We start from the raw sequence: 23,740 nt of genomic DNA, 5'->3' as shown, positions 1-23,740 counted from the left end.
TCGGCACCGTCGTCGGGGTGGACCGCACTGTCCCGCTGATCGACGCCGGTCACCTGCTCTCCGGCGGTGGCAGCCTCACCGTGGCCGAGCACCGGCGCAACTGCCTGGACGTCGAGGTGTGCAAGCTGGCGGCTGCCCTGGCCGACCGCGTCGAGCGGGACGCCGAGCTGCCTCTGCTGCGCACGTACTGGTACGACGGCGTCCCCAATGGCCGGCTCTCCGCGGAACTCGCCGCACTGCGCGAGCTCGACTACACCGAGCTGCGGCTGGGCCGCCTCGTGCAGGGACGGCAGAAGGGCGTCGACGCGCTGATCTACCGTGACCTGACCACGCTCGCCCGACAGAGGTCGGTGGCCACCGCGTACCTCGTGGCCGGGGACGAGGACCTGTGCGAGGGCGTGGCCGAGGCACAGTCCCTCGGCGTCCAGGTCGTGCTGATGGCCGTCGAGCCGGCTGGGAACAGCGACGTCTCGCAGGCGCTGATCCACGAGGCCGACCGAGTCGTCGACCTCGATGACGACTTCCTCCGTCCGTTCTCCGCCCTCAGGGGTCCGCAGGCCGGGCCGCCTGCACCGAGGGGTGAGCGGCCCCGGCCGCTGCGACGCCGCCGCCCGTCCGGTGGGAGAGTGGATGCCGTGACCGAAGCGACCCCCGCACGCCGCGCCGTCCTGCACACCAACCACGGCGACATCACCGTCGACCTGTTCCCCGACCACGCGCCCAAGACGGTGGCGAACTTCGCCGACCTGGCCGAGGGACGCCGGGAGTGGACCCACCCGCAGACCCGCGCGAAGACGACCGACCGCCTCTACGACGGCACCGTGTTCCACCGGATCATCGACGGGTTCATGATCCAGGGCGGTGACCCGCTGGGTCAGGGCATCGGCGGCCCCGGCTACCAGTTCGGCGACGAGATCCACCCCGAGCTGGCCTTCACGAGGCCCTACCTGCTGGCCATGGCCAACGCCGGGCCCGGCACCAACGGCTCCCAGTTCTTCATCACCGTCGCCCCGACCACCTGGCTGACCGGCAAGCACACCATCTTCGGCGAGGTGGCCGACCAGGCCGGCCGCGACGTCGTCGACCGGATCGCCAAGGTGCCGACCGGCCGCGGCGACCGCCCGGCGGAGGACGTCGTCCTGCAGTCCGTCGAGGTGCAGCGCAGCTGACCACCACCCCGGACGAGGGGGGCGCCGGCCAGCCGCAGCCGGCGCCCCCGGCCCCCGCCTGCTACCGGCACCCCGACCGGCCGACCCGCATCTCCTGCACCCGGTGCGGGCGGCCGATCTGCCCGGAGTGCATGACCCCGGCCTCCGTGGGCTTCCAGTGCCCCGACGACGTCCGCGCGGGCAACGCCGGCGTCCGCCCGGTCCGCCAGACGCCGCTGCTGCGCCGCGCCGGCCGGCAGTTCGGCGTCACCACGGTCAGCCTGATCGTGCTCAACGTGGCCGTCTTCGTGGTCACCGCCGTCTCCGCCGGCCTGGCCGGCGCCAACCCGCTGGACAACGAGCTCTCCCCGGTGTTCGCGCAGCTGGCGCAGATCCCGGTGCTCGTCCAGCTCGGGGAGGACTGGCGGCTGCTCACCGCGGCGTTCCTGCACATCGGGCTGATGCACCTGGTCCTCAACATGCTCGCGCTGCTGGTGTTCGGCTCCGAGCTGGAGCGCCAGCTCGGCCGGTGGCGCTACCTGACGGTCTACGTGGTGTCGCTGCTCGGCGGGGCGGTCGCCCTGCAGCTGTTCGGCGAGCCCGGCCGGCCGGTGGCCGGCGCGTCGGCCGCGATCTACGGCCTGCTGGGCGGGCTGGCCGTGGTCATGATGTCCCGCCGCGAGGACCTGCGTGGCCTGCTCACCCTGCTGGCCATCAACGTGCTGGTCAGCTTCCTGCCCGGCGTCTCGCTGCTGGGCCACCTCGGCGGCCTGGTGGCCGGCTTCGTGGCCACCGGCGTCGTGGTGCTGGCCCGGCGGCGCACCGAGCTGCAGGTGCTCGGCCTCATGCTGCTCACCGCGGCGCTCGTCGTGGTCGCGCTGACGGTGTCCACGCTCGTCGTCCTGGGCTAGCCCGTCACCTGGTCCGTCACCTGGTCCGTCACCTGGGCCGCAGCGCGCCGAGGGCCCGGGCGACCTCGGCCGGGTCGGCGCCGAGGTCCAGGCGGCCGAGCAGTACGAGGACCCCGTCCTCCTCAGGAAGGACCCCGTCCCTCTCACCCCTCGCAAGCTCGGGGCGAGCCTCCAGACGGGGCCGCCCGTCGTCCGGCCCGGCCGCGGTGTCCAGCTCCAGCAGCCGCGAGCGCAGCCCGAGCCGCCGGGTGTCGCGCACCCGCACCCGCAGCGTGGCCCAGGGCAGCTCGGTGGTGCGGCCCAGCCGGCGGACGGCCACCCCGGCCGGCCCGGCAGCCAGCCGCGGGCGCAGCAGCCGCTCGCGGGCGGCCAGCGCCAGCAGCAGGACGGCGGCCCCGCCGACCAGGACCCGGCCCAGGGGGTCGAGCAGCACCGCGGCGCCGGCCAGCAGGACGCCCGCGGCCGCCAGGACGGCCGTCTGCCCCGCGGGTGGCGACCACTGCACGGCCCCCAGCCTGCCAGCGGGCGGGTGCGGGTGCGTGGACGTCCTACCATCGCCGCGCGGGCGGAACGCCGCCCAGGGACGAGGAGTGGTCATGCGAGACGCCGTCATCTGCGCCGCGGTGCGCACCCCGGTGGGCAAGCGCGGCGGGGGGCTGTCCGGCGTGCACGCCGTCGACCTGTCCGCCGCCGTGCTCGGGGCGCTGGTCGAGCGCACCGGCGTCGACCCGGTCGTTGTCGACGACGTCTTCTGGGGCTGCGTGAGCCAGGTCGGCGAGCAGACCTCCAACATCGGCCGCAACGCCGTGCTGGCGGCCGGCTGGCCGGAGTCGGTGCCCGGGACGACCATCGACCGCCAGTGCGGCTCCTCCCAGCAGGCGGTCGCCTTCGCGGCGGCCACCGTGGTCAGCGGCCAGGCCGACGTCGTCGTCGCCGGAGGGGTGGAGTCGATGAGCCGGGTGCCGATGGGCTCCACGTACGGCGAGGCCGTCGGCGCCGGGGCGCCGCTGGGGCCGCGGTTCCTGGAGCGCTACGAGGGGGTCTTCCCCAACCAGGGCGTGGGCGCGGAGATGATCGCCGAGCGCTGGGGGTTCTCCCGCACCCGGCTCGACGAGTACTCCCTGGCCTCGCACGAGTCGGCGGCCAAGGCGCAGGCCGACGGCGCGTTCGACGAGGAGGTCGTCCCGGTCACCGCGCCGGACGGCACGGTGGTCCGCGCCGACGAGGGCATCCGCCCCGGCGGCACCCTGGAGAAGCTGGCCACGCTGAAGACCCCGTTCCGGGCCGACGGCGTCATCACCGCCGGCAATGCCAGCCAGATCTCGGACGGGTCGGCCGCACTGCTGGTCACCACCTCCGAGCGGGCCCGCGAGCTCGGCCTGCGCCCGCTGGTGCGCGTCCACACCACCGTGGTCGCCGGCGACGACCCGGTGGTCATGCTCACCGCCCCCATCCCGGCCACGCACCGGGTGCTGCAGCGGTCCGGCCTGTCGATCGGCGACATCGGCCTGTTCGAGGTCAACGAGGCCTTCGCGCCGGTGCCGCTGGCCTGGCTGGCAGAGACCGGCGCCGACGCCGGCCGGCTCAACCCCCGCGGCGGCGCCATCGCCCTCGGCCACCCGCTCGGCGGGTCCGGGGCGCGCCTGATGACCACGCTGGTCCACAGCATGCTGGCCACCGGGACCCGCTACGGCCTGCAGACGATGTGCGAGGGCGGCGGGATGGCCAACGCCACCGTCCTGGAGCTGCTCGCCTCCGACTGAGGCCCGTCCACGGTCCACCCCGCGGCCCCCGGTCCCAGCGGACCGGGGGCCGTCGGCGTCCCGTCGGCGGTGCGGGGAGGCCGGCGTCCGCCGTGGTCAGACGGCGTGTCGGCCTACCACGGCCGGGGCGGGACGGCGACCGGACCCCCGGCCCCGGGGCTGGCGACGTGTCGACTCGTCCACAGCGCTGTGCACAACTGGGGATGGACTCACAGTCCTGTAGTTACCGGGGTGCCCTTCCCGTCCCACCCACCACAGTGGTGGTGGAGCCGCAGGTCAGCGGCTCGCCGTCGAACACCCGTTCTCCACATGTCGTGGACAACCCTGGGGGTCCAGCGCCTTGTCGACCTGTGGACAGCGCTCTCGGGCTGTGCACAGCGCCGTCTGTGGACAACACTGTGCGTATCCGAGCGATGACAGACGAACGGCCCCCGTCCTTGGTGGGACGAGGGCCGCAGCGGCGTGGCTCCCCGGCTAGCGCCAGCGCATCGACATGACCAGGCCGGCGACCATGAGGCCGAAGCCGATGGCGAAGTTCCACACGTTCAGACCCGCCATGAACGGGATGCTCTCGCCGGCCACGTAGAACACCACGATCCACAGCAACCCGAGCAGCATGAGGGTCACCATCACGGGGGCGTACCAGCGCGGGCTGGGCCCGGCGACCCGGGCGGCCGACGTGCCCGGCTGCAGGACACCCGCCGGTGGCGTGTAGACCGACTTCTTGCGCACCTTGGACTTGGGCACCGTGCGAACTCCCTCCGGGGCCGGTCCGTCGCGACCGGCCGTGACCGGCCCAGCCTAAGCTGCGGGGGTGGCCACAGCCCGCAGCCTGCGCCCGCGGCTGACCCGCGGCGGGACGGCGTGGGCCGCCCTGGTGCCGGTGGTGGCGCTGGCCGCCGGGCTGCTGTTCGCCACCTCCAGCCAGACCGCCCAGGGCACCGACCTGCGCGGCGGGGAGGCCACCGAGCTGTCCGCGCTCATCCGCGCCCGCGAGGTGGTCGTCGCCGAGCAGCAGGACCAGCTGACCGCGCTGCAGACCCGGGTGCAGGCCCTCACCGACGCCGCGGCCGCCCGGGACGGCGACGTGGCCGCCGCCCGCGACGCGGGGGACGCCGGGCTGCTCTCGGCCGGTCTGCTGCCGGTCACCGGCCCCGGCGTGGAGATCACCCTGGACGACGCCCCGCGGCGGCCGGACGGCTCGCTGCCGCTGGGGGCCGAGCCCGACGACGTGGTCATCCACCAGTCCGACGTGCAGGCCGTCGTCAACGCCGTGTGGGCCGCGGGCGCCGACGCGGTGGCGATCATGGACCAGCGGCTGATCGCCACCAGCGCCGTCCGCTGCGTGGGCAACGTGCTGCTCCTGCAGGGCCGCACGTACTCCCCGCCGTTCGTGGTGACCGCCGTGGCCGACGCCGACGCCGTCCGGGCGCAGCTGGCCGCCTCCCCGCAGGTGCGGGTGTTCCAGCAGGCGGTCCAGGACTACGGGCTGGGGTTCAGCGTCCAGGAGCGCGCGGAGCTCACCCTGCCGGGCTACGACACCCCGCCGGCCATGGAGTACGCGACCGCCGCCGGGGGCTGAGGCCCCGGCCGCGTCGCAGGGACCCGCCGCGAGCCTGCGAGTGGCGGGGGCGACGGCGTCCTTCCGGGGGGTCCTCCTCCTGGTAGACAGGGGGCGTGAGCCGCCCGGTCCTCGTCGTCGACAACTTCGACAGCTTCGTCTACAACCTGGTGCAGTACCTCGGCCAGCTGGGCGTGCGCTGCGTCGTGCGGCGCAACGACGCCGTCACCGTCGACGAGCTGCCCGACCTCGACGTCGCCGGAGTGCTGCTGTCCCCCGGCCCGGGGACGCCGGCCCAGGCCGGGGTGACCGTGCCGATGGTGCGGGCGGCCGCGGAGGCCGGCACGCCCGTCCTGGGCGTGTGCCTGGGCCACCAGGCCGTCGGCGAGGCGTTCGGCGCCGAGGTGGTGCGCGCCCCCGAGCTGCTGCACGGCAAGACCAGCCAGGTGGTGCACGACGGCGCCGGCGTGCTGGCCGGGCTGCCGTCGCCGTTCACCGCCACCCGCTACCACTCCCTGGCCGTGGACCGCGACACCGTGCCCCCCGAGCTGGAGGTCACCGGGACGACGCCGTCGGGCGTCGTCATGGCGCTGCGGCACCGCGAGCTGCCCGTCGAGGGCGTGCAGTTCCACCCGGAGTCGGTGCTCACCGAGGGCGGCCACCGGATGCTGGCCACCTGGCTGGCGTCCTGCGGGCTGGCCCCCGACCCGGCCGTCGTCGAGGCGGCCGGCGCGGCGGCCGCCCGGCTCACCACGGTCACCGCGTAGCCGGGCGGCCCGCTCAGCCGGTGGGGCTGGGGGTCGCCGTCGGCGCGGGCCCCTGGACGGTGAGCACGATCGGGGTGTCCACGGTGACCTCGGAACCGGCCGGCGGGTTCGTGCGGACCGCCGTCGCCCCGGCGGGCTCGGCCTCCTCGCCGGTGGCGTCCACGACGGTCACGTCGGTGAAGCCGGCGCCCTCGAGCGCGTCGAGCGCGGCGGTGCCCGTCTGGCCGGCGACGTCCGGCACCGCGACGGTCTCCTCCTCGGCCGGGCCGCTGGACACCTGCAGCGTGATCTCGTCGTCGGCCGACGCCTGGTCGCCGGCGGCCGGGTCGGTCGCCACGACGGTGCCTGCGGCCTGCTCGGCCTCGACCTCCTCGGGGACGACGTTGGTGAAGCCCGCGGCCCGCAGCGCCTGGGTGGCCGCGGCCTGCTGCTGGCCGGTCACGTCGGGCACCTGGGCGTCGCCGTCGGACACCTGCAGGGTGACGGTCGTGCCCGGGTCGACCGCCTGGCCCTCTCCGGGCTCGACCCCGGTGACCTGCCCCTCGGGGGCCACCGAGTCGATCTCCTCGGTGGTCACGGTCTCGAACCCGGCGTTCTCCAGCGTCGCCTCGGCCCGGTCGGCGTCCAGCCCGATGACGGCCGGCACCTCGACGGTGTCCGGCCCGACGCCGAGCACCAGGGCCACGGTGCTGCCCTGGTCGACCTGCGTGCCGCTGGGCGGGGTGGTGCCCAGCACGGTGCCGATCTGGGCCTCGTCCCGGGTGACCTGGGTCGTCGCCTGGCCGACGGTCAGCCCCGCCCCCTGCAGGGTCGCAGTGGCCGTCGCCTCGTCCTGGCCGACCACGTTGGGCACCGAGACCTGCGTGGCCACCGGCGGGGTGGCGGCCGGCGGCTCGGTGCCGTCGCCGAGCAGCAGGGCCACGGCGACCACGCCGCCGATCAGCAGCAGGCCGGCGACGACGGCGGCGATGACCCGGTTGCGCCGCCGGGTGCGGTCCTCGCCGTCCTCGTCGTCCCAGTCCCCGCCGTACCCGCCGGGCGGTGCGCCGATGATCGCGGTCCTCTCCGCGTCGCCCATGACCGGCGTGGCCTCGACCCGCTGGCCGGCCAGGGCCCGCAGCAGGTCGGTGCGCATGTCGGCGGCGGACTGGTAGCGGTTGGCCGGGTTCTTGCTCAGCGCCTTGAGCAGGATCGCGTCGAGGTCCGGCGGGATGGCCGGGTTGACCGACGACGGCAGCCGCGGGTCCTCGCGCACGTGCTGGTAGGCGACCGAGACGGGGGAGTCGCCGGTGAACGGCGGTGCCCCGGTGACCAGCTCGTAGAGCAGGCAGCCGGTGGAGTAGACGTCGGACCGGGCGTCCACGCTCTCGCCGCGGGCCTGTTCGGGGGAGAGGTACTGGGCGGTCCCGATCACCGCGGCCGTGGAGGTCATGGTCGCCGCGGAGTCCGACACCGCCCGGGCGATGCCGAAGTCCATGACCTTGACGGTGCCCTCGGGCGTGATCATCACGTTCCCGGGCTTCACGTCGCGGTGCACGATGCCGTTGCGGTGGCTGAAGTCCAGGGCGTTGCAGATGTCGGCCGCCAGCGTCATGGCCCGCTGCGGGGCGAGCACGCCCTCGCGGCGCAGCACGTCGCGCAGGGTCTCCCCCTCGACGTACTCCATGACGATGTAGGGCGTCGCGCCGCTGGAGCTGCGGTCCTCGCCGGTGTCGTACACCGCGACGATGGCCGGGTGGTTCAGCGACGCCGCGGCCTGCGCCTCCCGGCGGAACCGGACCTGGAAGGAGGGGTCCCGGGCCAGGTCCTGGCGCAGCACCTTGACCGCCACCTCGCGGCCCAGCCGCAGGTCCCGGCCGCGGTGCACCTCGGCCATGCCGCCGCGGCCGAGCACCCCACCGATCTCGTAGCGCTCGCCCAGCACGGGAGGCGTGGTCATCGGAGGTCCTCTCGGGCGGTGCGGTCCTGCATCCGGGCGGTGCTCGGCGGACCGCAACGGACGGTTGGGCCGGCGGGCAGCCTAACCGCTGCGGCCCCGCGGACCGGGACGGCGCGAGGGGGACCGGTCACCCGTCCGCGCCCGGGCCCGTCTGCTGCGGCGCGGCCGCCCGGCCCTCCGCGACGGTGTCGTCCGCCGGGCTCGGGGCGGGCTGGCCGCGCTGCACGCTCGTCGTCGGGGTCGCCGTCGGCGCCGGGCTGCCGGGCTGCGTGGGCGAGGCCGACGCGCTGGTCGACGGGCGCGCGGACGTCGAGGCGGTCGTCGTCGCCGCGGTCGTCGGCGCGGAGCTGCTGCGGGTGGGCGTCGGGGCCGGCGCGGGGGCGGACGTCCGGGGCTGCGGGGCCTCGGTGGTCGGGTCCGCGGGCGCCGGGGCGTCGTCCTGGCCGGTCCCGGTGTCCCCGTCGCCGGTGTCGGGGGAGTAGTCCTCCGGCGCGTAGTAGAGGGTGACCGTCGCGCCCTCGGCCACGGCCTGGTCGAACGGGTCGGTGGTGACCACGTCGCCCTCGTCGAGCGCGCGGCCCAGCGTGGCCAGGTCGTCGGCGTCGGCCTCCTCGGTGACCACCTGCAGGCCCTGGCCGGCCAGGAGCTGCTCGACGTCGTCGACCGGGTCGCCGACGAAGGCGCTGCTGTCGACGAACACCGTCCCGGGGGCCGGGGCGGCCGCGGTGGTGGGCGCCGGGGCCGTGGGGTCGGCGGTGGTGCCCGCGGGGTCCTCGTCGCCACCGCCGAGCAGGAACGCGGCGCCGACGCCGAGCAGCACGAGCAGCACCAGGCCGGCCACCGCCAGCGGCCACCGGGAGCGGCGGCGGCCGGCGTCGCCGGCGGGGGCAGCTGCGGGGGCGTAGCGGTCCCCGTCGTCCTCCGGGGGGCGGCGCAGCGGCGGCATGGCGCCCACCGACGTCCGCGTGCCGGCGGCACCGCCCGCGGAGGCGGCGCCGATCACCTGCGTGCGCGAGTCGGCGAGGTCGTCGACCACCTCGGTCTGGGCGGTGGCGGCCCCGGCGGCGAGCGGCACGGGCGGCGTCGTCCCGGGCCCCGGCGCCGCGGGGACGGCGGGGACGTGGCCGGAGGCGAGGCCGTTCCCGGCGGCCACCGACCGGACGGCGGCGGCGAACGCGGCGCCGTCGCGGAACCGGTCGGCGGGGTCCTTGGCCAGGGCCCGCTCGATCAGCAGCCGCACCGCCGGGGGCACGTCGGCCGGGAGCGGCGGCGGCGGCCGGTTGATGTGCGCCAGGGCCACCGCGACCTGCGACGTCCCGTCGAACGGCCGCCCGCCGGTGAGGCACTCGTAGCCGACGACGCCCAGGGAGTAGACGTCGGAGGCAGCGGTGACCTCGAAGCCCTGCGCCTGCTCGGGGGACAGGTACTGGGCGGTGCCGACGACCATGCCGGTGCGGGTCAGCGGGGTGGCGTCGCGGGCCCGGGCGATGCCGAAGTCGGTCAGCTTCACCACGCCGTCGGGCCGGACGATGAGGTTGCCCGGCTTGATGTCGCGGTGCACGACGTCGGCGTGGTGGGCCGCGGACAGCCCGTCGGCGGCCTGGCCGAGGACGTGCAGCGTCCAGTCGACCGGCAGCGTCCCCTCCTCGTGCAGGATGGTCACCAGCGGCTTGCCCTCGACCAGCTCCATGACCAGGAAGGCCAGCTGCGAGCCGCGCTCGTCGGTGGTCTCGCCGTAGTCGTAGACCGAGGCGATGTTGGGGTGCGACAGCGCCGCGGTGTGTCGCGCCTCGTTGCGGAAGCGGGCCACGAAGCTCGGGTCGCCGGTGAACTCGCTGCGCAGCACCTTGGCGGCGACCTCGCGGTCCAGCACGCGGTCCCGGGCCCGCCACACCTCGCCCATGCCGCCGGTGGCGATGGGTGCGGTGATCTCGTAGCGCCCGGAGAGCATGGTCCCGGTCGACAGCGTCATGAGCCGCCCTGTCCCTCGAGGTGGGCCTGCATGACCTCACGCGCGATGGGCGCCGACACGTCGCCGCCCGTGCCCCCGCCGTTGGCCACGAAGACCGCGACGGCGATCTGCGGGTCGTCGGCCGGGGCGAATCCGATGAACCAGTTGTGGTCGGGGCCCTCGTTCTCCGCCGTCCCGGTCTTGCCCGCGACGGTGACGCCGTCGATCTGCGCGCGCCGGCCGCTGCCGTCCTCGACGACGCTGACCATCATCTCGGTCAGCTGGTCGGCGACCTCGGGGGTGACCGGCTCGCCCAACTCGTCGGGATCGGCCTGGTCGATGACCGACAGGTCCGGGGCACGGACCTGCTCGACGAGGTGGGGGCTCATCAGCGTCCCGTCGTTGCCCACCGCGGAGGCGATCATGGCCGCCTGCAGGGGGGTGAGCTGCACGTCCTGCTGGCCGATGGAGCTGACGCCGAGCTGGGCGTCGTTCTCGATCTCGCCCAGGGTGCTGCCCGCGACCCCCAGGGGGATCTCCATGCCCTCGCCGGTGATGCCGAACGCCTCGGCCATCTCCCGCACCCGGTCCTCGCCGAGGTCGATGCCCAGCTGGGCGAAGGCGGTGTTGCAGGAGACGGTCAGGGCGTCCAGCAGGCTCTGCCGGCCGCTGGGATCGCAGGCCGAGCCGCCGAAGTTCTCCAGCGGCGTCCGGGTGCCGGGCAGGACCAGCTCGTCGGGCGCCGGGACGACGGTGTCCGGGCTGTAGTCGCCGCCGGCCAGCGCCGCGGCGGACACCACCACCTTGAAGATCGACCCGGGGGAGTACCGGGCGTCGGTCGCCCGGTTCAGCCGCGGGTCGAGCTCCTGGGCGTCCAGCTGGTCGGCGTAGGCGCGGATCTCCGCCGGCTGGTGGCTGGACAGCAGGTTCGGGTCGTACGTCGGCGTGCTGGCCATGCCCAGCACCGCGCCGGTGGAGGGGTCCAGGGCCACGACGGCGCCGGTGACGCCCTCCAGGCCGGCCATCGCGGTCTGCTGGACGGCGGGGTCCAGGGTGAGCACGATGTCGCCGCCGGAGGGGTCGCGCCCGGTGAACAGGTCGGCCAGCCGCCGGACGAACAGCCGCTCGTCGGTGCCGGCGAGCACCTCGTTGGCCGCCCGCTCCATCTGAACGTTGCCGTAGACCAGGGAGTAGTAGCCGGTGACCGGGGCGTAGACGGGGCCCTGGTCGTACTGCCGCAGGTAGGTCAGCCGGTCGTCGGTCGGCACGGAGAAGGCGACCTCGGTGCCGCCGACGATCATCGAGCCGCGCTCGCGGTCGTACTCCTCGGCCAGCACGCGGGTGTTGCGGCCGTCGGAGCGCAGCTCCTCGGAGCGGACCACCTGGATGACGTTGACGTTGACGATGAGCAGCGTGAACAGCACGAGCACGCTGATCGCGACGCGGCGCAGCGGGGCGTTCACGTCTGCACCACCTCGGTCGGGGCGTCGCCGAGGGCCGGGCGGGGCGGCCCGGTGGGGGCGGCCGGGCGGCGGGCGGCGTCGCTGATCCGCACCAGGACGGCGACCAGCACGAAGTTGGCCACCAGCGAGGACCCGCCGTAGGCGAGGAACGGGGTGGTCAGCCCGGTCAGCGGGAGCAGGCCGGTGACCCCGCCGAGCACGACGAACACCTGCCAGGCGATGGTGAAGGACAGCCCGGCGGCGAGCAGCTTGCCGAAGGCGTCGCGGCAGATCAGCGAGGTGCGCAGGCCGCGCTCGACCAGCACGAGATAGACGATGATCACCGCGACCAGGCCGAACAGGCCCAGCTCCTCACCGACCGCGGCGGCGATGAAGTCGCTCTTGGCGACCGGCACCTGGTCGGGGCGCCCGCCACCGAGGCCGGCGCCGAACAGCCCGCCGGTGCCCAGGCCGAACAGCGCCTGGGCCACCTGGAACCCGGAGCCGTCGTAGTACTCGAAGGGGTCCAGCCAGGAGTCCACGCGCTGCTGCACGTGGCCGAACAACTGGTAGGCGATCAACGCCCCGCCGGCGAACAGGCCCAGGCCGATGACCAGCCAGCTGGCCCGCTCGGTGGCCACGTAGAGCATCACCACGAAGATGCCGAACAGCAGCAGCGAGCTGCCCAGGTCGCGCTCGAAGACCAGCACGAGGATCGACAGCATCCAGGCCACCAGGACCGGGCCGAGGTCGCGGCCGCGGGGCAGCTCCAGGCCCATGACGCGGCGGCTGGCCAGCGCCAGCACGTCGCGCTTGTCGACCAGGTAGGCGGCGAAGAAGACGGTCAGGCAGATCTTGGCGAACTCGCCGGGCTGGATGCTGAAGCCGGCCACCCGGATCCAGATCTTGGCGCCGTTGACCTCCGACAGGGAGGCCGGCAGCACCGCCGGGATGGCGAGCAGCACCAGGCCGACCAGGGCCAGGGTGTAGGCGAAGCGGGACAGCAGCCGGTGGTCGCGCAGCACCAGCAGGACGGCGACGAACAGGACCAGGCCGAGGGTGGCCCAGACCAGCTGGACCGGGGCGTCCTCCCGGCTGGCCGTGCTGCCGGCCTGCCGGGCGGCGAGGTCCAGCCGGTGGATGAAGGACAGCCCGAGGCCGACCAGCAGCGCGACCGAGGGCAGCAGCAGCGGGTCGGCGTAGGGGGCCCACCGGCGCACGACGAGGTGCGCGACGGCCCACAGGGCGGTGAACCACAGGCCGAAGGTGGCCAGCTCGGTGGTCAGCGCTCCGGTGACGGTGAGGTCGACGATCGCCTGGGCGACCACCGTGATGAGGACGGCGAAGCCGAGCAGGGCGAGCTCGGTGCTGCGGCGGGTGGGCGGGGCCGCCCCCGCCGTCGCCTGCGGGTCGGTCGTGGGACCGCTGCTCATGCGACCTCCTCCCGCACCCGACGCCGGCCGGCCGGCCGGTTCACGGCGCCTCCCGGCAGTCCACCCCGGGCTCCAGTGTGGCCGTGGCGCGCGGCGATGTCGGCGCGGCTGTGGTCGGGGTCGGCGTGGCGGGCACGCCGTCGGTGGGGACGGCGCCGGGCACCGCCGGGTCGGGGGGCGTCGCCGGTGCCGCGCTGGGCAGCGCCGGGGACGGCGACGGGGTCGGCTCGGGCTCCTCCGGGGGCGGGCACGGCTGCAGGCGCTGGTCGCGCAGCATGGCGACGATGCGCTCGGCGTGGCCGGCGTCGGTGGCCTCGATGCCCCGCTCGACCTTGCTCGCGCCGGCCGGCGTGAGGTCGGCGACGGGCAGGTCGGTGACGCTGGAGACGCGGTTGAGGTCCATGCCCAGCAGCGAGGTCTCCAGCCCGCGGAACACGGTCACCCGCTCGCCGTCCGCGGTGTCCTGCACCCCGACGAACCAGTTGGACAGCACCCACAGGTAGGCGCCGACAGCGGCGGCACCGAGCAGGACGACGGCGGCCAGCGCGGCCAGCACGCGGCGCCGGCGGCGGCCCGGCGGCGGGGCGGCGGCCCGGCCGGCTCCGCCACCCACCCCGGCGGCCGGCGGCGCCGGCCGCGGGTCGGCCAGCGCGGCCCGGCCGGCGGCCGAGCGGGGGTCGACCGCGCGCTGCCCGACGTTGTCCCCGGCGGCGCCGTCGACGACCGGGTCGACCGGGTAGGTGCCCTCCCCGCCGTCCTCGACGACGTCGGCGACGATCACGGTGATGTTGTCCGGCCCGCCGCTGCGCAGCGCCAGTTCCACCAGCCGGTCCGCGGTGGCGTGCGGGTCGGGGTCCTGCAGCGCCTCGGCGAGGGTCTCCTCGCTCACCACGCCGGACAGCCCGTCGGAGCACAGCAGGTAGCGGTCGCCGGCGCGGGCCTCGCGCATGGACAGGTCGGGGTCGACGTCCTGGCCGTTGAGCGCGCGCAGCAGCAGCGACCGCTGCGGGTGGTGGTTGGCCTCCTCGGGCGTGATCCGCCCGTCGTCGATGAGCGTCTGCACGAACGTGTCGTCGTGGGTGATCTGCTGCAGCACGCCGTCGCGCAGCAGGTAGGCGCGGGAGTCCCCGACGTGGCACAGCGCCAGCCGGCCGCCGGCGAACAGGACGGCGGTGAGCGTGGTGCCCATGCCCTCCAGCTGCGGCGAGTCCCGGATGACCTCGCGCAGGTGCTCGCTGCCGTCGAAGACCGCCTCGCGCAGCGCCTGCAGCATGTCGCCGGACGGCGCGTCGTCGTCCAGGTGCTCCAGCGCGGCGATGACCACCTTGCTGGCGACGTCGCCCGCGGCGTGCCCGCCCATGCCATCCGCGACGGCCAGCAGCCGCGGGCCGGCGTAGACGGAGTCCTGGTTGTTGCCGCGGACCAGGCCGCGGTCGGACCGGGCTGCGTAGCGCAGCGCGAGGCTCATCGGGGCCGGCCCCCCGCGGTGCCGCCGGTCACGAGCGCAGCTCCAGGGCGGTCTGGCCGATCCGGATCGGCTGGCCCGGGGCGACCAGCAGCGGGCCCTGCACGCGCTGCTGGTCGAGGTAGGTGCCGTTGGTGGAGCCGAGGTCCTCGACGTACCACTGGCCGTTGCGGTTGGTCAGCCGCGCGTGCCGGGAGCTGGCGAAGTCGTCGGTCAGCACCAGGGTGGAGTCGTCGGCGCGGCCGATGAGGATCGGCTGGTCGGACAGGGTGATCTTCGTGCCGCTCAGCGGGCCGGCGGTGACCACGAGCGTGCGGGGCCCGCGGGAGCGCTTGCGGCCCCCCGACGCCGCGCGTGGTGGCACCGACGCCACCCGGCCGGCACGGCCGCCGAACAGGTCGGCCCGCACCACCCGGAAGGCGGCGAAGATGAACAGCCACAGCAGCAGCAGGAACCCGAAGCGGAAGATCTGCAGCACGATCTCGGCGGTCATGACACGACCCGCCTCACGCGCCGTCCTGCCGGTAGACCAGCACCGAGTGGCCGATCCGGATGACGTCGCCGTCGGCGAGCGGCTGGCGGGTGATCCGGCGGCCGTTGACCAGCGTGCCGTTGGTGGAGCCGAGGTCCTCCGCGATCGCCGTCCCGTTGTCCAGGACGACGTCGACGTGCTTGCGGCTCACCCCGGTGTCGGGCAGCCGGATGTCCGCGTCGGTGCCGCGGCCGATGACGTTGCGCCCGGTGGTCAGCTCGTGCCGCGTGCCCGGGCCGTCGACGAGCAGGACGTGGGTGACGCCGGGGCGGCTGCCGGCGCGGCCGACCACGGTCGAGGGCGCCTGCCGGCCGGTGTCGGTGGCCATGCGGCCCTTGAGCGGGGGCAGGGGGGGCATCGCGCCGCTGCGCGGACCGGCGGGGGGGTCCAGCGGGGTGCTCGGGCGGGCCGGGTCGGCGACGTGCGAGCTGACCTCGAAGACGCCCGTGGGCAGGTCGTCGTCCCGCTGCAGGCGGACCTGGACGGCGTCGAAGACCTGGTAGCCCTCGCCCTCGATGTGCTCGGTGACCATGTCGGCGAGCTGCGCGGCCAGCTGCTCGGACCACTCGGCGAGGTGGTCGTAGTCGGTGGCGCCGAGGCGGACGTCGTAGACGTTGGGCGCGAGCACCCGGCCCTCGCCCATCACCGCGCGTTGCTCGTCGGCCTCCCGGGTCAGCGCCTTGGCGATCTCCGCGGGGTGCACCTTGCCCTTGAAGATGCGGGCGAAGGCGAGCCCGACCATCCCCTCCAGCCGCCGCTCGAAGCGCTGCAGCACACCCACAGTCGCTCCCCCGCCCTCGCCCGGTCGTCCGCTCCGCCACCGGTGATCGTAGCCGGGTGCGGGCCGGCCAGCCGCGGACCGACTCACGTCGGGCGGCACCCGGCGGACCCCAGGGACGACGTCCGGGGGCCTCCCGGGGTTCCCCCGCGGGGCTGCTACTGTCGTGCCTCGCCGGGGCAAGTGGCGGAATGGCAGACGCGCACGGTTCAGGTCCGTGTGTCCGAGAGGACGTGGGGGTTCAACTCCCCCCTTGCCCACAGGTGCGACGAGGGCCCCGGGGAAGTCCCCGGGGCCCTCGCGTGTCAGGCGGTGCCGCCGCGCTCCTGGATGAAGGCCGCGGAGTCGTAGTAGGTGCGCACGCCGGTGAGCCGCTCGTCGTCGCCCTGGATGACGGTCACGCCGCGGTAGCGGAAGGGCTTGCCGCTGCGCAGGGTGCCGGTCGACGTCCACTCCAGGGCGGCGCTGTCCTCGCCGACGACGCTGTGCGTGAAGGTGGTCTCCAGGTCACCGAAGACGTTGCGGTAGTCCTCCCAGAACGTCCTGGCGCCGTCCTTGCCGCGGGTCTGGTGGTGCTCGTCGAGCTTGACCAGCTCGGCGTCGTCCCCGGTGAGCTCGACCATGGGGCCGACGTCGCGGTCGCTGTCGATCCGGTGCAGGGCGTCGGTGAAGCGTTCGGTCATCGAGTGCAAGGCAGTCCTCCTGGTGGTCCGGGCACTGGCCCGCCACCTACCCGGGTCCCGGCGTCCCCACCCGCCGGTCACGACCGGCCCGGGCCCGCCTCCCGTGCCCTGTCCACGGCCTGCGCGCGGTCGCGGGCGCCGAGCTCGGCGGACACCCCGGACACGGACGGTCACCCGCACCGCGGTGGCGGCGGCGTGCCCGACGGCGGTGTGCACCGCCTCGGAGGCGATCCGGAGGACCCGCCGGTGTGCCGTCACCCTGGGGCGGGAGGTGTCCCGGCACGAAGGGAGCGGGGTCCCGCTCCGGCCGGGACACCCGTCAGGTCAGCTGGCGGCGGCGCTCGCCGGCCGGGCTGCGGTGCAGCGTCTGGACCAGCAGCACCGCGCCCCACGGGCCGACCACCCAGAACGGCCAGAAGTACTGGAGGTCGCCCTGGGCGATCGAGGACGTGGTCCAGACGGCGAGCACGATGACGGCGGTCACGGCCCAGGTGCGCCAGGCGGCCTGCCGGCTCGGCCCGCCGCTCCACCCCCCGCAGCCGCCGCGGACGGCCGGGACGGCGGACGGCACGGGGGCCGCGCGGCGCGTCCCCGGCCGCGGCAGGTCGGCGGTGAGCTCGTCGAGCTCGCCGTAGGTGCGGGCGGCGTAGGCACGGGCCAGGCGCTCGTCGTACTCGGCGACGGTGAGCCGCCCCGCGCTCATCTGCTCACCCAGCCGGTCGGCGACGGCGGCGCGGTCGGCGTCTGCGGCACGCAGGTGCGGCTCGGGCATCTCGGGCTCCTCCTCGGTACGGGCGTCCAGTCTCGGGCGGGGTGGGGCCCGCGCGGTACTGACGGACGTCACCGGTTCCACGTGGAACGCGTCAGGCGTCCAGGGCTGCTGCCGGTGCCGGCGCGGGTACCGGGCGCGGCATGAGCAGCTCCGCCGAGCAGACCGCCTGCGCCGTCCTCGACCGGTACGGCACCACGTACGCCGAGGAGGCCGGCATCCGGCTGGCCGACACCCCGGCGCCGCTGTTCCAGCTCCTCGTGCTCGCCGAGCTGCTGTCGGCGCGGATCGACGCGGGCATCGCGGTCGCCGCCGCGGTCGAGCTGCGCGAGGCCGGGTTCACCACGCCGGAGCGGATGCGGGCGGCCGCCGGGCAGGACCGCGTCGACGCGCTCGGCCGCGGCCACTACCGCCGGTACGACGAGCGCACGGCCACCCAGCTCGGGGACCTGGCCGGGCTGGTGCTCGACCGGTACGGCGGCGACCTGCGCCGGCTGGCGGCGGAGGCGGACGGGGACCGCGGCCGGGCGGCCGGGCTGCTCCAGGAGGTCAAGGGCATCGGGCCGACCGGCGCCGCGGTGTTCCTCCGGGAGGTGCAGGCGGTCTGGCCGTGGGTGCGGCCGCACCTCGACGACCGGGCCCTCGACGGCGCACGGCGGGTCGGCCTGCCCACCGACGCCGATGCACTGGCCCGCCTGGTCCCGGGGGACGAGCTGGCCCGCTTCGCCGCGGGACTGGTGCGGATCCGGCTGCTGGGGGACGACGAGGACCCGCTGGGCGGCTGAGCGCAACGCCGGCGCGGGTGACCTCCACGCCCGGACCTGTGGGCGCACGCCGGGCCGCACGACCTCGGTGGTCGTGCGGCTCGGGTGTTGGGCGCTGCGGTCAGGCGGCGCCGGTCAGGGGTGGGCCGGTGCTGCCCAGGCCGGTGCGGATCCCGGTGCCGTCGGGGCGCCAGGTGCGCCATCGGCCGTCGGGTCGTCGTTGGACGCGGAAGCCGTGGTGGACCTCGGTGTGGTGCCGTTCGCACAGCAGCGCGGAGTTGGCCAGGTTGGTGTCCCCGCCGTCGATCCAGGCCAGTACGTGGTGCACGTCGCACCAGGTGGTGGGGGCGGCGCAGCCGGTGAACACACAACCCTGGTCGCGGACCTCGACCGCCCGGCGCAGGTGCGGCGGGACCAGCCGGTGGGTGCGGCCGTGGTCCAGCGGGGTGCCGTCCGGGCCCAGCACGATCCTCGTGACGGCGGAGTCGCAGGCCAGCCAGCGGGCCCGGGCGGCGGAGATCAGCGCGCCGCAGCCCAGCTGCGCCGGGCCCGGAGTCGACCCAGGGGTCCGCCGGCTGCGGCGACCGCCGGGATGCGGACGGTGTGGTGGGGTGGGCCCATGAGCGCTGCCTGGCCCGCGACCGAGCCCACCGAGGTCGAGATCGCCAGCGGGGACGCACGGCTGGCGGTCGACCTGCGCGGCGGGGCGCTGCGCTCCCTGACCGTCGCCGGCCGCGAGCTGCTCGACGGCTACGCCGCGGGCACGGTGCCCCGGGGCAGCCGCGGCCGGGTGCTCCTGCCCTGGCCGAACCGCATCCGCGAGGGCCGCTGGAGCTGGGGCGACCGCGACCTGCAGCTGGACCTCGCCGGCCCGGACAAGCCGGTCGCGATGCACGGGCTGGTCGGCTGGCAGCCCTGGTCGGTGCTGGAGCGGTCCGGTGACGCGGTCACCGTCGGCACCGTGGTCGAGGCCCGCTCCGGCTACCCGTTCCGGCTGGCCGCGGCGGTCGACCACGCGCTGGCGCCCGGCCGGCTGACGGTGACGATGCGGGTCCGCAACGCCGGCGCCGAACCCGCACCCCTCGGCGCCGGGTTCCACCCGTACCTCGCCGTCGGCGCGCAGCAGGACGGCGACGTCGCCGGTGCCGAGCTCGAGCTCCCGGCCCGCACCGAGCTGGTGGTGGACGGCGGCGGCCTGCCGACGGGGGAGCGACGCCCCTTCGACGGCGCGGTCGGCCGGGTCGGCGACCGGGTGCTCGACACGCCCCTCACCGACCTCGACCGCGACCCCGACGGCTGGGCGCGGGTGCGGCTGCGCAGCCCGGCCCTCGGCACCCTGGAGCTGGCCGTCGACGGCGCCTGGCCGTGGCTGCAGGTCTTCACCGGCGACACCCTCCCGCCCGGGGAACGGCGGCGCAGCATCGCCGTCGAGCCGATGACCTGCCCGCCCGACGCGCTGGCCGACCGTGCCGACCTCGTCGTCCTCGAGCCCGGCGCGGACTGGTCGGGCACCTGGACCCTGGGCTGGGAGAGCTGACGTGCGGGTCGCCGAGCTGTGGCGCTACCCGGTCAAGTCGCTGCAGGGGGAGCGGCTGGCGGGCGCCGAGGTCGGGCCCGAGGGGCTGGCCGGCGACCGCCGGTGGGCGCTGTTCGACGCCACCACCGGCCTGGGCCTGACCGCCCGGCGGGTCCCCGACCTGCTGTTCCTCACCGGCCGGATGCGCGGCGACGGCACCGTGGCGGTGGTGCTGCCGGACGGGTCCGTCACGTCGGAGGACGCCGTCCTCTCGGAGCGGCTGGGCCGCCCGGTGACGCTGCGGTCCGCCACCGACGCGCCGGGGGAGCGGCACTACGAGAACCCCTTCGGGGTGGGGGAGGACGGCGAGTACGACTGGGACACCTTCGCCGGGGCCCGCGGCGCCTTCCACGACAGCTCGCGGACCCGGGTCTCCCTGGTGTCCACCGGCACGCTGGGCACCTGGGACCGGCGCCGGTTCCGCGCCAACGTCGTGCTCGACGGCGAGGGGGAGGACGCGCTGGTCGGGCAGCGGGTGTGGCTCGGTGGCGCCGGGCTGGACGTCGTCGCGCAGGTGCCCCGCTGCGTCATGGTGACCCGCCCGCAGCCCGGTGGGATCGGCCGTGACACCGGCGTCCTGAAGGCGGTCCACCGCGAGCGGAACGGCTGCCTGGCGATCGCCGCGCTGGTCAGCCGGCCGGGCCCCGTGGCCGTGGGCGACGAGCTGGCCGGGTGGTGAGCGTGCGCACCGTGCACCTGCGGCCGGGGGAGGAGTCCATCCGGCTGGGGCAGCTGCTCAAGCTGGTGGACGCCGTCCCGACCGGCGCCCAGGTGAAGGACGTGCTGCTCACCGGCGCCATCCGCGTCAACGGCGAGCCCGAGGAGCGGCGCGGGCGGCAGGTGCGCCGCGGCGACGTGGTGAGCGTGGAGGGCATGGAGGACGTGCGGGTCCGCTGAGCGCGGTTCCACGTGGAACTGCCAGGCTGGTGGCATGACCCGCGCGCCGTACCTGTCGTCCCGCCTCCAGGGCTTCGGCACGACGGTGTTCGCCGAGATGAGCGCGCTGGCCGTCGCCACCGGGTCGATCAACCTCGGGCAGGGCTTCCCCGACTACCCCGGACCGCCCGAGGTGCTCGACGTCGCCCGCGCGGCGATCGGCGGGCCGCACGACCAGTACCCGCCGGGGCCGGGCGCCCCCGAGCTGCGCCACGCCGTCGCCGACCACGTGCAGCGCTTCGGCGGGCACGGCTACGACCCCGACACCGAGGTGCTGGTGACCGCGGGCGCGACCGAGGCGGTCGCCGCCGCGCTGCTGGCGCTGCTCGAGCCCGGCGACGAGGTCGTGCTGTTCGAGCCGATGTACGACAGCTACGCCGCGGGGATCGCCATGGCCGGCGGGGTCGCCCGGCCGGTGCCGCTGCACCCGCCGGCGGGCGGCGCCGGCCCCTGGACCTTCGACGCCGCCGAGCTGCGCGCCGCGGTGACCCCGCGGGCCCGGGTGCTGCTGCTCAACACCCCGCACAACCCCACCGGCAAGGTGTTCACCCGGGCGGAGCTCGGCACGGTGGCCGCGCTGGCCATGGAGCACGAGCTGCTGGTGCTGGCCGACGAGGTCTACGAGCACCTGGTGTTCGGCGGCGCCCGGCACACGTCGGTGGCCACGGTGCCGGGCATGCGGGAGCGCACCCTCGTGGTCGGCAGCGCCGGGAAGACGTTCAACGTGACCGGCTGGAAGGTCGGCTGGATCTGCGGCCCGGCGCCGCTGGTGTCCGCCGTCCGCACGGCCAAGCAGTTCCTCACCTACGTCAACGGCGGCCCGTTCCAGCCCGCCGTCGCGGCCGGCCTGGGGCTGCCCGACGCCTGGTTCGCCGGCATCGCGCGGGACCTGGAGCGCCGCCGCGACGTCCTGGTCGCGGGCCTGACCGCCGCGGGACTGCCGGTGGTGTGCCCGGAGGCCACCTACTTCGCCACGGTCGACGTCCGGCCGGTGCAGCCCGACGGCGACGGGCTGGCCTTCTGCCGCGCGCTGCCCCAGCGGGCGGGGGTGGTCGCCGTCCCGACGGTGGTCTTCTACTCCGCGCAGCACGCGCACCTGGGTCGGCACCTGGTGCGCTTCGCGTTCTGCAAGAGCGACGCCGTCCTGGGCGAGGCGGTCGGGCGACTGGAGGGGATGGCGGCATGAGGTTCGGGGTGGTCCAGCACGACATCGTCTGGGAGGACCGGGCGGCGAACTACGCCCGGCTGGCGCCGCTGGTGGCCCGCGCGGCCGGCGCGGGGGCGGAGTTCGTGCTGCTCAGCGAGACGTTCTCGACCGGGTTCAGCATGACGCCGGGGATCGGCGAGCCCGAGGGCGGCCCGTCGGCGGGGTTCCTGCAGGCGCAGGCCGCCGAGCACGGCGTCTGGGTGGCCGGCAGCTGCCCGGAGGTCGCCCCGGACGGTCAGCTGCCCTACAACTCCTTCGTCCTCGCCGGCCCCGACGGCACGGTGCACCGCTACCGCAAGCTGCACCCGTTCACCCACGGCGGGGAGCACGAGCGCTTCCGGGCCGGCGAGAAGCCGGTCACGGTGGACGTCGGTGGCCTGCGGGTCACCCCGTTCGTCTGCTACGACCTGCGCTTCGCCGACGTCTTCTGGCACGCCGCCCTGGACACCGACGTCTACCTGGTGACGGCCAACTGGCCCGCGGCCCGGCGGCTGCACTGGCAGACGCTGCTCCAGGCCCGGGCGATCGAGAACCAGGCGTACGTGGTGGCCTGCAACCGGGTCGGCACCGCCGGGGACGGCACCCCGCACGCCGGCGACAGCCGCATCGTCAGCCCGATGGGCGAGCTGCTGGCGACCGCGGCCGGCGTGGAGACCGTGCTGGTGGCCGATGTCGACCCCGCCGAGGTCACCGCCACCCGGCAGCGGCTGGCCTTCCTCGCCGACCGCCGCTGAGGGAGGGCCGTTCCGGCCCGTGGCCGGGCCCGGAGGTCACCAGCCGACGCCGGGCTCGTAGGTCGCGAAGGTCCACTCCTGACCGCCGGGGTCGACCACCCGGGCCCGGCGGGTGTGCCAGATGGTGTTCTCCGGCGGGACCACCGGCCGGGCACCGGCGGCGACGGCCCGCTCGAACACCCCGTCGACGTCGTCGACGCGCAGGTGCAGACCCCGGCCGGTGGACTGGCCGGCCAGCGGGGGCGCCGGGGGGTCGGCCTCCCCGCCGCCGTCCACCACGAGCACCGCGTCGTCCCAGCGCACCTCGGCGTGGGTGACGACGCCGTCGGACCCCTCCTGCCGCCGGACCTCGGTGAAACCCACCGCGGTCAGCCAGTCCAGGGCGGCCCGGGCGTCGCGGTGGACGACGTACGCGGACAGGCGCGTGGTCACGGGCGCGGGGCCGGGACGCGGTCCTGGTCGACGTCCACCTGCTCGCGGCGCACGGTGTCCCGGACCTGCACGTGCTCGGTGACCACCTCGGTGCTCAGCAGCACCCGCTCGACCGGCACGACCTCGGTGGTGACCACCGGCCGCTCGGCGTGCAGCACGATCACCTCGGGCAGGCCGGTGCCGGTTCCCGTGCCGGTGGCCGCCGCGGGCGCGTCGGCGTCCAGGGGCACCTCCTCGACCCGGATCTCCTCCCGGCGGACCGGGACGGTGACCGTCACCTCCTCGGTGACCACGTACTTCACCACCCGCACCCGCTTGGCCGGGTGGCGCTGCAGGGTCACCCGCAGCTGCTCCTCGCTGCGGGTCATGGCGCCGGCGGCAGGGGGTGAGGGGACGGCGGACACCGGCACGGTCCCCCCGCGGTCCGCGGAGCGGTCGATGTCGACGGTGTCCTGCCGGGCGGGCGCCGACGCGGTGTCGCGCGGCAGCCGGGACAGGTCGTGGGTGGTGGCGTCGTCCCCGGCTGCGGCGGCGGGGGCCGGGCCGGCGGGCAGGCCGGTGTCCAGGCCGTAGTGCCGGCGCAGCAGCGCCTCGTCCTCCGGGGCGAGGTGCTGGTCGGGCACCGACGGGGCGGCGCGGACGGCGTCCCGGGTGACGGGCAGCCGCACGCTGCCGTCGGCGAAGGTGGCGTCGGCCGCGGGGACCACGCTGTGCCGGGTGCCGAACAGCCCCGTGGAGACCGCCACCCAGGTGGCGGCCCCGGTGCGGTCGTCGGTGAAGAAGTGCTCGACCGTGCCGATCTTCTCGCCGTCGGGCCCGTAAGCCGTGCTGCCGATCGCCGCGGACAGCTCTCGCTCGCTCAACACCGGGTCGGCTCCCCTCGTCCACGGGGGTCCGCGTGGACCCTCCGGACGACCGTGCCCAACCGGGACACCGACCGAACATCACG

Annotated in this window: 25 protein-coding genes and 1 tRNA gene; 12 read left to right on the top strand and 14 right to left on the bottom strand. The window is 75.6% G+C overall.

Features of this window, described 5'->3' with window-relative positions; genetic code table 11:
* The first annotated feature begins 17 nt into the window (after nt 1–17).
* Nucleotides 18–1,169 (top strand): peptidylprolyl isomerase, encoded by a 1,152-nt coding sequence (locus tag CHB98_RS22900; RefSeq protein ID WP_179224453.1) that lies wholly within the window; start codon nt 18–20, stop codon nt 1,167–1,169.
* A gap of 131 nt (nt 1,170–1,300) precedes the next feature.
* Complete coding sequence (locus CHB98_RS12160; protein ID WP_089305862.1) at nt 1,301–2,059, top strand: rhomboid family intramembrane serine protease; 759 nt, start codon at nt 1,301–1,303, stop codon at nt 2,057–2,059.
* A 28-nt stretch (nt 2,060–2,087) separates the two neighbouring features.
* On the opposite strand, the gene CHB98_RS12155 is transcribed toward CHB98_RS12160, so the two are convergent.
* On the bottom strand, nt 2,088–2,564 hold the full coding sequence (locus CHB98_RS12155) for a PH domain-containing protein (RefSeq protein WP_179224451.1): 477 nt from the start codon (nt 2,562–2,564) through the stop codon (nt 2,088–2,090).
* A 91-nt stretch (nt 2,565–2,655) separates the two neighbouring features.
* Here CHB98_RS12155 and CHB98_RS12150 point away from each other — a divergent pair, with 91 nt between their 5' ends.
* On the top strand, nt 2,656–3,822 hold the full coding sequence (locus CHB98_RS12150; RefSeq protein ID WP_089305860.1) for a thiolase family protein: 1,167 nt from the start codon (nt 2,656–2,658) through the stop codon (nt 3,820–3,822).
* Between the two features lie 474 nt (nt 3,823–4,296).
* Here the strand turns inward: CHB98_RS12150 and crgA are convergent, their stop codons facing one another.
* A complete protein-coding gene (gene crgA, locus CHB98_RS12145; RefSeq protein ID WP_089305859.1) occupies nt 4,297–4,569 on the bottom strand; it encodes a cell division protein CrgA in 273 nt (90 codons plus the stop codon).
* Nucleotides 4,570–4,636: 67 nt separating this feature from the next.
* Between crgA and CHB98_RS12140 the strand changes: the two genes are divergently transcribed.
* Nucleotides 4,637–5,404: a DUF881 domain-containing protein gene (locus CHB98_RS12140; RefSeq protein ID WP_089305858.1), complete on the top strand. Its 768-nt coding sequence runs from the start codon at nt 4,637–4,639 to the stop codon at nt 5,402–5,404.
* Between the two features lie 95 nt (nt 5,405–5,499).
* Nucleotides 5,500–6,150 carry an aminodeoxychorismate/anthranilate synthase component II gene (locus CHB98_RS12135; protein WP_089305857.1) on the top strand — a complete coding sequence of 217 codons (651 nt, stop codon included), beginning with the start codon at nt 5,500–5,502 and terminating at the stop codon, nt 6,148–6,150.
* Between the two features lie 13 nt (nt 6,151–6,163).
* Here the strand turns inward: CHB98_RS12135 and pknB are convergent, their stop codons facing one another.
* The 7 genes from pknB to CHB98_RS12100 form a co-directional block, all read right to left on the bottom strand.
* Entirely contained in the window at nt 6,164–8,089 is a 1,926-nt protein-coding gene (gene pknB, locus CHB98_RS12130) for a Stk1 family PASTA domain-containing Ser/Thr kinase (protein WP_089305856.1), read from the bottom strand.
* Between the two features lie 127 nt (nt 8,090–8,216).
* Nucleotides 8,217–10,061: a serine/threonine-protein kinase gene (locus CHB98_RS12125; RefSeq protein WP_089305855.1), complete on the bottom strand. Its 1,845-nt coding sequence runs from the start codon at nt 10,059–10,061 to the stop codon at nt 8,217–8,219.
* The gene (locus tag CHB98_RS12120) at nt 10,058–11,503 is read right to left on the bottom strand and encodes a peptidoglycan D,D-transpeptidase FtsI family protein (RefSeq protein ID WP_089305854.1); all 1,446 of its coding nucleotides are present in this window, start codon (nt 11,501–11,503) and stop codon (nt 10,058–10,060) included. Before CHB98_RS12120 ends, CHB98_RS12125 begins: the two co-directional genes overlap by 4 nt.
* Entirely contained in the window at nt 11,500–12,915 is a 1,416-nt protein-coding gene (locus CHB98_RS12115; RefSeq protein ID WP_089305853.1) for an FtsW/RodA/SpoVE family cell cycle protein, read from the bottom strand. The genes CHB98_RS12120 and CHB98_RS12115 overlap by 4 nt, the downstream gene beginning before the upstream one ends.
* 40 nt (nt 12,916–12,955) lie before the next feature.
* Nucleotides 12,956–14,383 (bottom strand): PP2C family protein-serine/threonine phosphatase, encoded by a 1,428-nt coding sequence (locus tag CHB98_RS12110; RefSeq protein WP_089305852.1) that lies wholly within the window; start codon nt 14,381–14,383, stop codon nt 12,956–12,958.
* Nucleotides 14,384–14,411: 28 nt separating this feature from the next.
* A complete protein-coding gene (locus tag CHB98_RS12105; RefSeq protein ID WP_089305851.1) occupies nt 14,412–14,873 on the bottom strand; it encodes an FHA domain-containing protein FhaB/FipA in 462 nt (153 codons plus the stop codon).
* Nucleotides 14,874–14,886: 13 nt separating this feature from the next.
* Nucleotides 14,887–15,693 carry an FHA domain-containing protein gene (locus CHB98_RS12100; protein WP_089305850.1) on the bottom strand — a complete coding sequence of 269 codons (807 nt, stop codon included), beginning with the start codon at nt 15,691–15,693 and terminating at the stop codon, nt 14,887–14,889.
* 174 nt (nt 15,694–15,867) lie between these two features.
* On the opposite strand from CHB98_RS12100, the gene CHB98_RS12095 reads away from it, so the two are divergent.
* Nucleotides 15,868–15,950: transfer RNA gene (locus CHB98_RS12095), tRNA-Leu, on the top strand.
* Nucleotides 15,951–15,995: 45 nt separating this feature from the next.
* Here the strand turns inward: CHB98_RS12095 and CHB98_RS12090 are convergent.
* Together CHB98_RS12090 and CHB98_RS12085 are read right to left on the bottom strand one after the other, a co-directional pair.
* The gene (locus CHB98_RS12090) at nt 15,996–16,373 is read right to left on the bottom strand and encodes a nuclear transport factor 2 family protein (RefSeq protein ID WP_089305849.1); all 378 of its coding nucleotides are present in this window, start codon (nt 16,371–16,373) and stop codon (nt 15,996–15,998) included.
* 319 nt (nt 16,374–16,692) lie between these two features.
* Nucleotides 16,693–17,145, bottom strand: coding sequence for a DUF1707 SHOCT-like domain-containing protein (locus CHB98_RS12085; protein WP_089305848.1), 453 nt, complete (start codon nt 17,143–17,145; stop codon nt 16,693–16,695).
* Between the two features lie 140 nt (nt 17,146–17,285).
* On the opposite strand from CHB98_RS12085, the gene CHB98_RS12080 reads away from it, so the two are divergent.
* Complete coding sequence (locus CHB98_RS12080) at nt 17,286–17,927, top strand: HhH-GDP family DNA glycosylase (RefSeq protein ID WP_089305847.1); 642 nt, start codon at nt 17,286–17,288, stop codon at nt 17,925–17,927.
* Nucleotides 17,928–18,027: 100 nt separating this feature from the next.
* Here CHB98_RS12080 and CHB98_RS12075 read toward each other — a convergent pair whose 3' ends face one another.
* Nucleotides 18,028–18,402, bottom strand: coding sequence for an HNH endonuclease (locus tag CHB98_RS12075; RefSeq protein WP_342744031.1), 375 nt, complete (start codon nt 18,400–18,402; stop codon nt 18,028–18,030).
* Between the two features lie 123 nt (nt 18,403–18,525).
* On the opposite strand from CHB98_RS12075, the gene CHB98_RS12070 reads away from it, so the two are divergent.
* From CHB98_RS12070 to CHB98_RS12050, 5 genes are read left to right on the top strand one after another with little or no spacing between them, the layout of a single operon-like run.
* A complete protein-coding gene (locus tag CHB98_RS12070; protein ID WP_245821109.1) occupies nt 18,526–19,443 on the top strand; it encodes an aldose 1-epimerase family protein in 918 nt (305 codons plus the stop codon).
* Between the two features lies 1 nt (nt 19,444).
* On the top strand, nt 19,445–20,161 hold the full coding sequence (locus CHB98_RS12065; protein ID WP_089305846.1) for an MOSC domain-containing protein: 717 nt from the start codon (nt 19,445–19,447) through the stop codon (nt 20,159–20,161).
* Nucleotides 20,158–20,379 (top strand): RNA-binding S4 domain-containing protein, encoded by a 222-nt coding sequence (locus CHB98_RS12060; RefSeq protein ID WP_245821108.1) that lies wholly within the window; start codon nt 20,158–20,160, stop codon nt 20,377–20,379. The genes CHB98_RS12065 and CHB98_RS12060 overlap by 4 nt, the downstream gene beginning before the upstream one ends.
* 34 nt (nt 20,380–20,413) lie before the next feature.
* Nucleotides 20,414–21,604 (top strand): pyridoxal phosphate-dependent aminotransferase, encoded by a 1,191-nt coding sequence (locus CHB98_RS12055; RefSeq protein WP_089305844.1) that lies wholly within the window; start codon nt 20,414–20,416, stop codon nt 21,602–21,604.
* Nucleotides 21,601–22,359, top strand: coding sequence for a nitrilase-related carbon-nitrogen hydrolase (locus CHB98_RS12050; protein ID WP_089305843.1), 759 nt, complete (start codon nt 21,601–21,603; stop codon nt 22,357–22,359). The genes CHB98_RS12055 and CHB98_RS12050 overlap by 4 nt, the downstream gene beginning before the upstream one ends.
* Nucleotides 22,360–22,395: 36 nt before the next feature.
* Here the strand turns inward: CHB98_RS12050 and CHB98_RS12045 are convergent, their stop codons facing one another.
* On the bottom strand, nt 22,396–22,791 hold the full coding sequence (locus CHB98_RS12045) for a VOC family protein (RefSeq protein WP_089305842.1): 396 nt from the start codon (nt 22,789–22,791) through the stop codon (nt 22,396–22,398).
* Nucleotides 22,788–23,657 (bottom strand): DUF2382 domain-containing protein, encoded by an 870-nt coding sequence (locus tag CHB98_RS12040; RefSeq protein WP_089305841.1) that lies wholly within the window; start codon nt 23,655–23,657, stop codon nt 22,788–22,790. Before CHB98_RS12040 ends, CHB98_RS12045 begins: the two co-directional genes overlap by 4 nt.
* Nucleotides 23,658–23,740: the final 83 nt, after the last annotated feature.

Origin of the sequence: Geodermatophilus pulveris (genome assembly GCF_900188375.1) — a bacterium.
GTDB classification, from domain to species: domain Bacteria; phylum Actinomycetota; class Actinomycetes; order Mycobacteriales; family Geodermatophilaceae; genus Geodermatophilus; species Geodermatophilus pulveris.
Note: the sequence above shows the minus strand (reverse complement) of the source record. Positions and strands in the feature narration are given on the sequence as shown.

Coding starts and splice junctions, on each gene's coding strand:
- CHB98_RS12150 (WP_089305860.1), top strand. CDS start 2,656: ATGCGAGACGCCGTCATCTGCGCCGCGGTGCGCACCCCGGTGGGCAAG.
- CHB98_RS12115 (WP_089305853.1), bottom strand. CDS start 12,915: ATGAGCAGCGGTCCCACGACCGACCCGCAGGCGACGGCGGGGGCGGCC.
- pknB (WP_089305856.1), bottom strand. CDS start 8,089: ATGACCACGCCTCCCGTGCTGGGCGAGCGCTACGAGATCGGTGGGGTG.
- CHB98_RS12055 (WP_089305844.1), top strand. CDS start 20,414: ATGACCCGCGCGCCGTACCTGTCGTCCCGCCTCCAGGGCTTCGGCACG.
- CHB98_RS12080 (WP_089305847.1), top strand. CDS start 17,286: ATGAGCAGCTCCGCCGAGCAGACCGCCTGCGCCGTCCTCGACCGGTAC.
- CHB98_RS12090 (WP_089305849.1), bottom strand. CDS start 16,373: ATGACCGAACGCTTCACCGACGCCCTGCACCGGATCGACAGCGACCGC.
- CHB98_RS12085 (WP_089305848.1), bottom strand. CDS start 17,145: ATGCCCGAGCCGCACCTGCGTGCCGCAGACGCCGACCGCGCCGCCGTC.
- CHB98_RS12110 (WP_089305852.1), bottom strand. CDS start 14,383: ATGAGCCTCGCGCTGCGCTACGCAGCCCGGTCCGACCGCGGCCTGGTC.
- CHB98_RS12160 (WP_089305862.1), top strand. CDS start 1,301: ATGACCCCGGCCTCCGTGGGCTTCCAGTGCCCCGACGACGTCCGCGCG.
- CHB98_RS12105 (WP_089305851.1), bottom strand. CDS start 14,873: ATGACCGCCGAGATCGTGCTGCAGATCTTCCGCTTCGGGTTCCTGCTG.
- CHB98_RS12050 (WP_089305843.1), top strand. CDS start 21,601: ATGAGGTTCGGGGTGGTCCAGCACGACATCGTCTGGGAGGACCGGGCG.
- CHB98_RS12125 (WP_089305855.1), bottom strand. CDS start 10,061: ATGACGCTGTCGACCGGGACCATGCTCTCCGGGCGCTACGAGATCACC.
- CHB98_RS12070 (WP_245821109.1), top strand. CDS start 18,526: ATGAGCGCTGCCTGGCCCGCGACCGAGCCCACCGAGGTCGAGATCGCC.